Origin of the sequence: Mycolicibacterium baixiangningiae (assembly GCF_016313185.1) — a bacterium.
Taxonomy (GTDB): Bacteria; Actinomycetota; Actinomycetes; order Mycobacteriales; family Mycobacteriaceae; genus Mycobacterium; species Mycobacterium baixiangningiae.
Genome location: NZ_CP066218.1, coordinates 5258709 through 5270552 on the forward strand (window position 1 = coordinate 5258709; position 11844 = coordinate 5270552).

General features: G+C 68.9%; 10 protein-coding genes and 1 tRNA gene. 3 read left to right on the forward strand and 8 right to left on the reverse strand.

All coding sequences use genetic code 11. The features are described from left to right. Window positions 1–89 precede the first annotated feature (89 nt). A tRNA-Thr gene (locus tag I7X18_RS24960) sits at window positions 90–162 on the reverse strand. 64 nt (window positions 163–226) lie between these two features. Next, window positions 227–1435: a DNA polymerase III subunit delta' gene (locus I7X18_RS24965; RefSeq protein ID WP_193046663.1), complete on the reverse strand. Its 1209-nt coding sequence runs from the start codon at window positions 1433–1435 to the stop codon at window positions 227–229. An 81-nt stretch (window positions 1436–1516) separates the two neighbouring features. On the opposite strand from I7X18_RS24965, the gene I7X18_RS24970 reads away from it, so the two are divergent. Further along, complete coding sequence (locus I7X18_RS24970; RefSeq protein ID WP_193046664.1) at window positions 1517–3103, forward strand: adenylate/guanylate cyclase domain-containing protein; 1587 nt, start codon at window positions 1517–1519, stop codon at window positions 3101–3103. A gap of 6 nt (window positions 3104–3109) precedes the next feature. Here I7X18_RS24970 and topA read toward each other — a convergent pair whose 3' ends face one another. The 3 genes from topA to I7X18_RS24985 all read right to left on the reverse strand — a co-directional run bounded on the left by topA (window position 3110) and on the right by I7X18_RS24985 (window position 7027). After that, window positions 3110–5977, reverse strand: coding sequence for a type I DNA topoisomerase (topA, locus tag I7X18_RS24975; RefSeq protein ID WP_193046874.1), 2868 nt, complete (start codon window positions 5975–5977; stop codon window positions 3110–3112). Between the two features lie 120 nt (window positions 5978–6097). Beyond that, window positions 6098–6691: a hypothetical protein gene (locus I7X18_RS24980; protein WP_193046665.1), complete on the reverse strand. Its 594-nt coding sequence runs from the start codon at window positions 6689–6691 to the stop codon at window positions 6098–6100. A 132-nt stretch (window positions 6692–6823) separates the two neighbouring features. Continuing rightward, window positions 6824–7027 carry a cold-shock protein gene (locus I7X18_RS24985; RefSeq protein ID WP_193046666.1) on the reverse strand — a complete coding sequence of 68 codons (204 nt, stop codon included), beginning with the start codon at window positions 7025–7027 and terminating at the stop codon, window positions 6824–6826. Between the two features lie 309 nt (window positions 7028–7336). On the opposite strand from I7X18_RS24985, the gene I7X18_RS24990 reads away from it, so the two are divergent. Together I7X18_RS24990 and I7X18_RS24995 are read left to right on the forward strand one after the other, a co-directional pair. Then, on the forward strand, window positions 7337–9664 hold the full coding sequence (locus tag I7X18_RS24990; RefSeq protein WP_193046667.1) for a DNA 3'-5' helicase SftH: 2328 nt from the start codon (window positions 7337–7339) through the stop codon (window positions 9662–9664). Between the two features lie 249 nt (window positions 9665–9913). Next, the gene (locus I7X18_RS24995) at window positions 9914–10945 is read left to right on the forward strand and encodes a PAS domain-containing protein (protein WP_193046668.1); all 1032 of its coding nucleotides are present in this window, start codon (window positions 9914–9916) and stop codon (window positions 10943–10945) included. On the opposite strand, the gene I7X18_RS25000 is transcribed toward I7X18_RS24995, so the two are convergent. The 3 genes from I7X18_RS25000 to I7X18_RS25010 are packed head-to-tail and all read right to left on the reverse strand — an operon-like array spanning window position 10934 to window position 11809. Beyond that, a complete protein-coding gene (locus I7X18_RS25000) occupies window positions 10934–11284 on the reverse strand; it encodes an Rv3654c family TadE-like protein (protein ID WP_193046669.1) in 351 nt (116 codons plus the stop codon). The genes I7X18_RS24995 and I7X18_RS25000 overlap by 12 nt on opposite strands. Then, on the reverse strand, window positions 11274–11579 hold the full coding sequence (locus I7X18_RS25005; RefSeq protein ID WP_232375324.1) for a TadE family type IV pilus minor pilin: 306 nt from the start codon (window positions 11577–11579) through the stop codon (window positions 11274–11276). The genes I7X18_RS25000 and I7X18_RS25005 overlap by 11 nt, the downstream gene beginning before the upstream one ends. Window positions 11580–11602: 23 nt before the next feature. Beyond that, a complete protein-coding gene (locus I7X18_RS25010; protein ID WP_193046670.1) occupies window positions 11603–11809 on the reverse strand; it encodes a DUF4244 domain-containing protein in 207 nt (68 codons plus the stop codon). Between the last annotated feature and the right edge of the window lie 35 nt (window positions 11810–11844).

Here is an 11844-nt window from a genome sequence, read left to right on the forward strand (position 1 = left end):
CGTGCGGACGTGCCGCGCCGAGCCTACGGTTGTTGACACGAAATGCGAGTAGCGGCGTCAACAACCGTCGTCTCGGCGCGGACAAAGAGAGCCGCCTAGGAGAATCGAACTCCTGACCTATTCATTACGAGTGAATCGCTCTACCGACTGAGCTAAGGCGGCGCGCCCGGCGGACCGGGCGGCACGAGTCTACGGCAGCGCCCACCGCGGGCCAAAACACCCGGAGTCAGTCCCGGAGCGCCTGCCCGACGGTGGCCACCATCGCGTCGACCGCGAACTTCGGCTTCACGTTGATCGCCAGCGCCTCACGGCACTCCAGCACCGCCTCGATGCAGCGCAGCAGCTTCTCCGGTGGCGCGTGCGCGGCCAGCGCCGCCACCTTGTCCGCCATGTCGGGATGGTTGGCCTGCACATGACCCGCTCCCGACGACACCAGCAGGGCATCCCGGAAGTAGGTGGCCAGGTCGATCAGCGCCCGGTCCAGCGCATCTCGCGACGCCCGGGTCTGCCGCGACTTCTGCCGCTTCTCCAGATCCCTGATCGCGCCCGTCGCACCGCGCATCGTCCCCGCTGTGCCCTTACCCGTACCGCCCGCGCCCAACGCCGTCCGCAGCTCCTCGGCTTCGGATTCGTTGCGGTCCACGGTCAGCGCCTTGGCTTCGGCCTCCGCCGACGCCACCAGTTCTTCGGCGGCGGCGTAGGCGCGCGTGGGCGTCGCCGCGTCGCGCGCCAGGCTCAACGCCCGCTTGCGACGGTCACGCGCCTGCTCGTCGACCACCAACCGTCGCGCGCGCCCGACATGCCCGCCGCTCACCGACGCCGCCCACCGGGCGTCCCCTTCGGACATCCCGTCACCCTCGATGAGCACCTGGGTGATCGCCTCCACCGACGGCGTCACCAGCGCAACGTGCCGGCAGCGTGACCGCAGGGTGATCGCGATGTCATCGGGGTCCACCGACGGCGCGCACAGCAGGAACACCGTCGACGGCGGCGGCTCCTCGACCACCTTGAGCAATGCGTTCGCCGCGCCCTCGGTGAGCCGGTCGGCGTCTTCGACCACCACGATCTGCCACCGGCCCGTTCCCGGACGCCGCGAGGCGATCTGCACGATCGAGCGCATCTCGTCCACACCGATCGACAGGCCCTCGGGGATGATGCGCCGCACATCGGCGTGCGTGCCTGCCATCGTCGTGCTGCACGCCCGGCATTCGCCGCAACCCGGCACCGCCTCGGACGTGCACTGCAGCGCGGCGGCGAAGCACAGCGCCGCGATCGACCGTCCGGACCCCGGCGGGCCCGTGATCAGCCACGCGTGTGTCATGGTCCCCGTCACCGAGGCACTGTGAGCGTCATCACCACGGGCGGCCTGTGCGGCGCCCACCAACTCCGCTTCCACAGCGTGTTGGCCCACCAAACGGGAAAAAACTCCGGCCATCGCGGTCAACAGTAGTGGTCAGGCCGACACAACTCGCTGACAGCGGCGCTCAACGTCGCCTCCGCCCGATACGGTAAACGGGTGGCATCGGAAGCGGCACCGATCGGGCGGATCAGCGCATTCGTCCGGTGGGTCGCGCGTACGCCGTGGCCGGTCTTCACACTCGGCATGCTGCAGGCCGACATCATCGGCGCGCTGTTCGTCCTCGGCTTCCTCCGGTTCGGCCTCCCGCCGGAAGACCGCGTGCAACTCCAGGACCTGCCCGCGTTCAACCTGGCGATCTTCCTGGGCTACCTGTTCGTGTCCTTCATTGTCGGCGCCTACCTGAGCCTGCGGCTGCTCATCCCGGTCATCCGGTGGCAGCGTCGCGACGCGCTCCTGGCCGACGGCGACCCCAGCACCACGAAACTGGCTCGGGCCCGCGCCCTGCGGATGCCCTTCTACCGGACGATCATCAGCGTCGCGAACTGGTGCCTGGGTTCGGTCGTTTTCATCGTCGCCAGTTGGCCCGTCGCCAGTAAGTCGGCCCCCGTGGTGGCCGTCGCCACGGCTTTGGGCGCCACCGCCACCGCCATCATCGGCTACCTGCAATCCGAACGCGTGCTGCGCCCGGTCGCCGTGGCGGCACTGCGGGGCGGCGTCCCGGAGAACTTCCGCGCCCCCGGCGTGATCCTGCGGCAGGTGCTCACCTGGGTGCTCTCCACGGGCGTCCCGGTGTTGGCCATCGTCCTGGCGCTGGTGGCCAGCCAGTTCGACATCCTCGAAGCTCCCGCGGAGCGGCTGACGATGCCGATTCTGCTGCTGGCCATCGCCGCGCTGGTGATCGGCCTGGCCGGCACCGTCCTGGTGGCCATGTCGATCGCCGACCCGCTACGCCAGTTGCGCTGGGCGCTGGGCGAGGTGCAGCGCGGCAACTACAACGCCCACATGCAGATCTACGACGCCAGCGAGCTGGGCCTGCTGCAGGCCGGGTTCAACGACATGGTGCGCGACCTGTCCGAGCGGCAGCGCCTGCGCGACCTGTTCGGCCGCTACGTCGGCGAGGACGTCGCCCGCCGAGCGCTGGAACGCGGCACCGAACTCGGCGGCCAGGAGCGCGACGTGGCCGTGCTCTTCGTCGACCTGGTCGGCTCCACCCAACTGGCGTCGACCATCCCCGCCTCCGAGGTGGTGAACCTGCTCAACGACTTCTTCCGCGTGGTCGTCGACGCCGTCAACCGGCACGGCGGCTTCGTCAACAAGTTCCAGGGTGACGCCGCCCTGGCCATCTTCGGCGCGCCGATCGAACACCCCGACGCCTGCGGCGCCGCCCTTGCCGCCTCGCGAGAACTGCACGACGAGCTCATCAAGGTCCTCGGCCAGACCGACTTCGGCATCGGGGTGTCGGCAGGTCGCGCGATCGCCGGCCACATCGGCGCTCAGGCCCGCTTCGAGTACACGGTGATCGGCGACCCGGTCAACGAGGCCGCGCGGCTGACCGAACTCGCCAAACTGGAGCGGGGTCACGTGCTGGCGTCGGCGAACGCGGTCAGCGGTGCACTCGACGCCGAAGCGCTGTGCTGGAACGTCGGCGAGACCGTCGAACTTCGCGGCCGCATCGCCCCGACACAACTGGCCCGCCCGGTGAACCTGATGTCCCCCAGAGAGGTCAGCGACGTGTCGCGCTGAGGCGCGCTACGCCTTCTTCGCGGCGGCCTTCTTGGCCGGGGTCTTCTTCGCGACGGCCTTCTTCGCCGCCGTCTTCTTCGCAGGTGCCTTCTTGGCGGCGGCCTTCTTCTTGACCGGCCCGCGCGCACGCCGGTCGGCGAGCAGTTCGGACGCCCGCGCGTCGGTGATCGACATGACGTCGTCGCCCTTGCGCAGGCTGGCGTTGGTCTCACCGTCGGTGACGTACGGCCCGAAGCGGCCGTCCTTGATCACCATCGGGCTACCGCTGACCGGGTCAGTGCCCAGCTCGCGCAGCGGCGGAGTCGCCGCACCCTGCCGGCCCCGACGCTTGGGCTCGGCGTAGATCTTCAACGCCTCGTCGAGGGTGATGGTGAACATCTGCTCCTCGGTAGCCAGCGACCGAGAATCGGTGCCGCGCTTGAGGTATGGGCCGTAGCGGCCGTTCTGCGCGGTGATCTCCTCATTGGTGTTCGGGTCCACGCCCACCACCCGGGGCAGCGACAGCAGCCTGAGCGCATCCTCGAGGGTCACCGTCTCGAGGTCCATCGTGCGCAGCAGCGAACCGGTCCGCGGTTTGGGCCCCGTCGGCTTCTTGCCCTTCTTCGCCGGCGCACCGTCTTCGGGCTCTTCCGGGGGTGCGGGAAGCACCTCGGTGACGTACGGCCCGTACCGGCCGTCCTTGGCGACGATCTCGTGGCCGGTCTCCGGGTCGACGCCCAGCGTGCGGCCCTCTTGCGGTGTGGAGAACAGCTTTTCGGCCAGCTCGAGTGTCAACTCGTCCGGGGTCAGCTCGTCCTTGAGGTTGGCGCGCTGAGGTTTGAGCGCTCCCGGCTCACCGTCTTCGTCGGCCACCATCCGTTCGAGGTAAGGCCCGTTCTTGCCGACCCGCACATAGATCGGACGGCCCTCGGCGTCGTCGAAGAGCTTGATGGAGTTGACTTCTCGAGCGTCGATCTCCTCGAGGTTGACCCCGACCAGTTTCTTGAGGCCACCGGAGCGCGCGATCGAATCGCCGACGCCGTGCTCCCCCCCGAAGTAGAAGTTCTTGAGCCAGTTGGTCCTTCGCTCGTGACCGGAAGCGATCTCGTCGAGCTCGTCCTCCATCGCCGCGGTGAACCCGTAGTCCACCAGACGGCCGAAATGCTGTTCGAGCAAACCGATCACGGCGAACGCCACCCACGACGGGACCAGCGCGCTGCCCTTCTTGTGGACGTAGCCGCGGTCCTGGATCGTCTTGATGATCGACGAGTACGTCGACGGCCGCCCGATGCCCAGATCTTCGAGCGACTTGATCAGCGACGCCTCGGTGTAGCGGGCCGGCGGGCTGGTCTGGTGGCCGGCGGGCGTGAGGTCCTTGGCGTCCACACGCTGACCCTGGGTCAGGTTCGGCAGCCGGCTCTCGGCGTCGTCCGCCTCACCACCGGCCTGGTCGTCGATGCTCTCGACGTAGGCCTTGAGGAAGCCGGCGAACGTGATGGTGCGGCCGCTCGCGGAGAACACCACCGACTGTCCGTCGCGCGAATCCCCGCCGATCCGCAGCGACAGCGTGGTGCCGCGGGCATCGGCCATCTGCGAGGCCACGGTGCGCTGCCAGATCAACTCGTAGAGCCGGAACTCGTCGGTGTCGAGCTGCGCGTGTAGCTGCCCGGGGGTCTGGAACACGTCACCGGCGGGGCGGATGGCCTCGTGCGCCTCCTGCGCGTTCTTCACCTTGCGGGTGTACTGGCGCGGCGTCGGATGCACGTACTCCTCGCCGTAGAGCTGCCCGGCCTGGCTGCGTGCGGCGTTGATGGCCGACTGCGACAGCGTCGTCGAGTCGGTACGCATGTAGGTGATGTAGCCGTTCTCGTACAGCCGCTGCGCGATGCTCATCGTGCGCTCGGAGGAGAACCGCAGCTTGCGGCCCGCCTCCTGCTGCAGCGTCGACGTCATGAACGGCGGATAGGGCTTGCGGGTGTAGGGCTTCTGCTCCACCGAGGCGACAGACAGCTGCGCCCCCCGCAGCCCGGCGGCCAACGCCCCGGCACCGGCCTCGTCGAGCACCAGCACCTCGTCGGGCTTGCGGACCTGGCCGAGAGAGTCGAAATCGCGACCGGTGGCGACACGGCGTCCGTCGACGCTGTTGAGTTTGGCGGTGAACGTCGGCGGGGTGGCCTGCGGATCGGACACGCTGGCGTCCAGCTCGGCGCTGACATCCCAGTAGCCGGCGGTGCGGAACGCCATGCGCTCACGTTCGCGCTGCACGATGATGCGCGTCGCCACGGACTGCACGCGGCCCGCCGACAGCTTCGGCGCCACCTTCTTCCACAGCACCGGGCTGACCTCGTAGCCGTAGAGGCGGTCGAGGATGCGGCGGGTCTCCTGCGCGTCGACCAGGTCGATGTCGAGGTCACGGGGGTCCTCGGCCGCGGCGCGGATCGCCGATTCGGTGATCTCGTGGAACACCATCCGCTTGACCGGGATGCGCGGTTTGAGCGTTTCGAGCAGATGCCAGGCGATGGCCTCGCCCTCACGGTCACCGTCCGTCGCCAGGTAGAGCTCGTCGACGTCCCTGAGCAGGCCCTTTAGCTCGGTGACCGTGCCCTTCTTGTCGGGGCTGATGATGTAGAGCGGTTCGAAGTCGTGCTCGACGTCGACGCCGAGCCGGGCCCACGGCTCCGACTTGTACTTCGCGGGGACGTCAGCCGCTGCCCGGGGCAGGTCACGGATATGTCCGCGCGACGATTCGACGATGTAGTTCGAGCCGAGGTAACCGGCGATTTTGCGTGCCTTTGTCGGCGACTCGACAATGACGAGTCGCCGCACGCCGCCGTTTGCTCGTCGCGCAAGCGGCTCATCGCCACCGTTCCCGCTTCCGCGGCTACCGTCAGCCAACTGGACCTGCTCCACTTCTTCGGTTGCCATCCCGCGCCGGATGCCTCCGTCGGCGCCTGTCAGCACCTGACAATTTCGCACCCTACGCTGGCCGACGCAAACCGACCCCCTCGTCACCGGTCACGGAGTGCTGGGCCAATGGGGTAACGCCGCGGCATGCTCCGGCGGTTCCCCCACCGTCTCCACCAGGCGTGTCAGCCGTCGTCGACCACTGATCCGCAACGCCGGACGCGCCCCCCGGGTACCGATCAATGTCGGTGCGATACCGATGCGCATCATCGCCGACGCCAGCGGCGAATGGGTGTCCGGCGCGTGCGGGTCGAGGCCGAGCAGATATCCGTTGGGTTCCCGCGTGCCTGCGGCCAACGTCCACGCCCGCAGTTCCCGGGGACCGGGCAGCCACTGCGAAGGGACCGTCTTGACCGCACCACGGGTCCACTCGGCGGCGATGGCGACCAGTCGCGACTCGACCTCGGTGCGCACCAGCGGGGTCTGCTCATCGGTGCGCGAGATCTGCGGACGCAGGCCGGCGTCGCTGATCATCTCCGCGAGCGCGTCGGCCCGCCACAGATCGTCCACGACCACCGACAGCCGCGCACCCTGCTCGCGGCCGCTGCCCACCAGCACCACCTGACCGGGTGCCGCGAGCAACCCGGTGAGGTCGGCGACGGCGGGGGGTACCGCCTCTGCCGAGAAGAAGGACAGCTGGCTCACGGCTCGACAGTAAGCCAGCAGAGCTCCGCCCGTGAGATGCCCCGCGCAGCGGTAACCCCCGGCACCGTCAACGAAAACACCCCCACAGGTCCGTGGTGCGGATCGATGGGGGCGTTTCGTCAGCTCGCCGCACTAAACGGTGCGCACACCCGTAGCTTGCGGTCCCTTGGGGCTCTGGCCGACCTCGAACTCGACCTTCTGGTTCTCCTCCAGGGTGCGGAAGCCGCTGCCCTGAATCTCCGTGTAGTGGACAAACACGTCTGCGGAGCCGTCCTCGGGGGCGATGAAGCCGAACCCCTTCTCCGCGTTGAACCACTTCACAGTTCCCTGTGGCATTTCCTGTTGTTTCCTTTTCTTCTTCTCCGGGTGCGGTCCACCGTTTCGGTACACCGGGCCCGTTCCGACCGCCATCCTTCGTGGAGTCGTCGGAACTCGACCCGACCTACAACCCTCGCAGGAACCGCGACCGCAACGTCGATCCTGCGAGTGCGAGTACACGAACACAGAAGCTGCGACCGCGCTAAGTCAATCACGTTCAGCGCTGGTGCGACAGTTCTCGGCGGAGTTCCTTGGGGAACAATTCACCTATGCGGCGGCGTCGATAGTTCGGCGTGCTGTTACACGCGTGTTTCGGAAGGGTGGGCAGTGTCAGATTTCGGCCGGGAGCTGCTGTCTTGCGCGGTGGCGGGCGTTGCGGCCGACGAGCATCCGGTGCGTCACGTGGCCGATCTCCCGCCGCGTTCTGGCACCCCCGAGACGTGGCCGAAGTGGGCGCACCCAGATGTGGTGCAGGCGTTCGTTGATCGGGGCGTGCGGACACCGTGGTCGCATCAGCGCGCGGCGGCCGATCTCGCCCACGAGGGCAGGCACGTGGTGCTCAGCACCGGTACCGCGTCGGGCAAGTCATTGGCCTATCAACTCCCGATCCTGTCCGCGATGGCGTCCGAGCCCCGAACGCGCGCACTGTATCTGTCGCCGACGAAGGCGCTCGGCCACGACCAACTGCGCACCGCGCAGGCCCTCACCGATGCGGTCCCCGCGCTGCATGACGTGGCGCCGTCGTCCTATGACGGTGACAGCCCCACCGACGTCCGGCGGTTCGCCAGGGAGCGGTCCCGCTGGATCTTCTCCAATCCGGACATGATCCATCTGTCGCTGCTACGCAACCATGCCCGCTGGGCGGTGTTCCTGCGCCACCTCAAATACATCGTGGTCGACGAATGCCATTACTACCGCGGCATCTTCGGATCCAACGTGGCGCTGGTGCTGCGCCGGCTGCTGCGGTTGTGCGCGCGGTACTCGGCCGGGGCGGGTGGGCCGACGGTGATCTTCGCGAGCGCGACCACGGCCGCACCCGCCGACACCGCCGCCGAGTTGATCGGGCAGACCGTCACCGAGGTCACCGCCGACGGTTCGCCTCAGGGCGCCCGGACGGTGGCGCTGTGGGAGCCGGCGTTGCTCACCGACCTCGTCGGTGAGAACGGTGCGCCGGTGCGGCGTTCCGCGGGTGCGGAGGCGGCGCGGGTGATGGCCGATCTGATCGCCGAAGGCGCCCGCACACTGACGTTCGTGCGGTCCCGCCGAGGCGCCGAACTCACCGCGCTCAGTGCCCGTGCCCGCCTCGAGGAGATCGCGCCGCATCTGGTCGAGCAGGTCGCGTCCTACCGCGCCGGGTACCTCTCCGAGGACCGCCGCGAACTCGAGCGTGCCCTCGCCGAGGGAGAGTTGCGCGGGCTTGCCACCACCAACGCACTGGAACTCGGCGTCGACATCGCCGGATTGGATGCGGTGGTGCTTGCCGGCTTCCCAGGGACGGTCACGTCGTTCTGGCAGCAGGCGGGCCGCTCGGGACGGCGCGGCCAGGGGGCGCTGATCGTGCTGGTCGCCCGCGACGACCCCCTCGACACCTACCTGGTGCACCATCCGCACGCCCTGCTGGACCGGCCGATCGAACGCGTGGTGATCGATCCGGCCAACCCGTATGTACTTGCCCCGCAACTGCTGTGCGCCGCCACCGAGCTTCCCCTCACCGATTCCGAGGTGCGGATGTGGGACGCCGAGGCGGTCGCGGAGTCACTGGTCGACGACGGTCTGTTGCGCCGCCGGGCCCACGGATACTTCCCCGTGCCCGGCCTCGACCCCCATGCGGCGGTGGACATCCGCGGATCCATCGGCGGGCAGATCGCGATCCTCGAGGTCGACACCGGACGCATGCTGGGCAGTGCCAACGCCGGTCAGGCGGCAGCCTCGGTGCACCCGGGCGCGGTGTACCTGCACCAGGGCGAGAGCTACGTCGTGGACTCGCTGTCCTTCGAAGACGGGGTGGCGTTCGTCCATGCCGAGGATCCGGGCTACACCACGTTCGCGAGGGAGGTGACCGATATCGCGGTGACCGGCGCCGGTGAACGGGAGCCCTTCGGGCCGGTGACCGTCGGCCTGGTTCCAGTGTCGGTGTCCAACACCGTGGTCGGGTATCTGCGCCGCCGGCTCACCGGCGAGGTCATCGATTTCGTCGAACTCGACATGCCGACCCGCACCCTGGACACCATGGCGGCGATGTGCACGATCACACCGGAGACGTTGCTGGACAACGGGATCGACCCGCTGCGGTTTCCCGGCTCGTTGCACGCCGCCGAACACGCCGCGATCGGTCTGCTGCCCCTGGTGGCCAGTTGCGACCGCGGCGACATCGGCGGGGTGTCCACTGCGGTGGGTCCGGAGGACGGCCTGCCGACGATCTTCGTCTACGACGGCTATCCGGGTGGTGCGGGCTTCGCCGCCCGCGGGTTCCACCAGATCCGCACGTGGTGGACCGCCACCGCCGACGCGATCGAGGCGTGTGAGTGTCCCGGCGGCTGCCCGTCCTGTGTCCAGTCGCCGAAGTGCGGTAACGGCAACGATCCCCTCGACAAGGCCGGTGCGGTGCAGGTGCTGCGCCTGGTGCTGCGCGCACTGACCGATCGTCACCATTGACGGGAGACCGACCGACCCCTCGACGGTCGACTCTCCTCACGCGTGTCCGGCAGCCACCGGCCACTACTTCGCGCGGGACGCTCGAGACTCGATCCGTTCCGCCCACCCGGTACCGGGCGTGCAAGCAAAATACCTTGATATGGGGCGGCGCGCCACCAGTTGGGAGGCCTATCGGGGGCCGGCGCAGCGCACTCATTGACCGCTTCACAACTGATCCGGTGGGGCCCGGCGCCACGTAGCATCGCGGGCATGGCCCACGACTGGCTGCTCGTGGAGATACTGGGTAGTGAGCCCGTGGTCGTCGCGCGGGGCGGACGAACCGAGGACATGGTCCCGATCAGGGGATTCCTGCGGCGCAACCCCCATCTGATGGCGGTTCAGACCGCCATCGCCGAGACCGTCCGCGCCGGACACGGGCTGTCGAGTATCACTCCCAAGAACGACCGCGTGATCCGCACCGAGGTGGTGCGGATGTCGGACGGGCGGATCCACGGCGTCCACGTCTGGATCGGTCCACCCGGTGCGGACCCGCCCGAGCGTCCGCTACCCGGCCCGCTCAAATGGGACCTCACGACCGGCGTCGCCACCGCCACCGCGGAATCGCTGGCCAACAGCGGCCGCAACCCCAACGTGGAGGACACCCACGGCCGCACCCTGGCCGAGGACCTGCCGATGCGCGACCTCAATCCGAGTGAGACCAAGGTGCTCTCGATGGCGATCAGGCCGGAACCCGGCCAGACCTTCTGCAGCACGTGGGATGTCACCGATTACCGGGGTGCGCTGATCGCTGTCGGGTTCAGCGCGCGGGCGCTGCTCGAGACGGAGGAGGACGGCGGAGAGCGGCTGGTGTGCCGGGCGATGAACTGGCGTGCGGAACGCGAGGGTCCCGCCTATACACCGCACCATCTGGCCCAACGGATCATCGACGGACTGGCCCAGTCCGGGCTGCACCGGGCGCTGGTGGATCTGGACGACTGGAAGGTGCTCAAGTGGCTCGACCCGCCGGCATCGTTCTACGACTGGCGCGCCAACGAGGTCCACCCCGACGACGGGATCCACTTGGCGCGGATGATCATGGAGCTCGCGGACGGCGCCACGACGGCGGTCATGCGTCTGCGCACCGCCGACGGTGGCTGGGCGCCAGTGCATGTGACCATCAACCGCATCGAACTCGAGCCGGACACCTTCGCCGGACTGGCCTCGGTGCGGCTGCCCACCGACTCCGAGGTGCGCGACGCTCGGTTGTTCCCGGCGGGCACCCAGCCCCTCTCACCGGAGTAGCACGGGTCCGGCGCGCGCCGCGGCCTGAGCCGGCCCGAAGCGCCAGGCGCCGAGGCCGAGTGCCGCGTCGACGCGAACCACCACCTCCAATCCGTCCACTGCACAGCCGGTCAGCGATGTGTCCATCGCCTGCGTGACCAGAGTCGCCTGCGCACAGGCTGATTCAGTGCCCGCTGGGATCGAGGTCGCCGCGGCCAGTGCGGCGAGATCCGCGGCGGCCTGCGCCCGGTGACGCGCGATGACCGCCGAACCGACGTGGGCCAGACCGCCCGTGACGGCGATCAGCACCGCCAGGGCGGCGACCGCGGTGAGGCTGGCCGCCCCACGCTCATCGGACACCGGGTTCGGCCGCGGCCACCGCTCGTGCGGCGATCGTGATACCGAACAGCATCGGGGGCCTGCTGCTGACCCGGGCGACGACCAGTCGACCGTCCCACCGCAGGTCCACCGCCGCCCCGTCCGGCGCGATCCGGCCGGCCACCTCGGTCGCCGTGGACTGGTCACCGCGCGCCGCCAGACGTGCCGCCTCGCGCGCGGCGTCGACGCACCGCACCTGCGCACCGACCGCGGAGAGGCCGGCGACGCACATCGCCAGCACGAGCACCACCGCGGCGATCGCGAACGCCGCTTCCACCGTGGCGCCACCGGAATCGTCACTCAGACATTGGTGTTGAGCGCGCGACTGATGATGTTGGTCAACGCACTGACGATGGAATCGCCGGTGACGACCGTGTAGAGGATCGCCCCGAACGCCGCCGCGGCGATCGTGCCGATGGCGTATTCGACGGTCGACATGCCGGCGTCGTCCACCGCCAGGACGGTCACCCGCACCTTGACCTCGTCGAGCATTTCTCCCAGTGACATCGTGCCCTCCCTTACTCCCGTCCGCGGACCGTCCG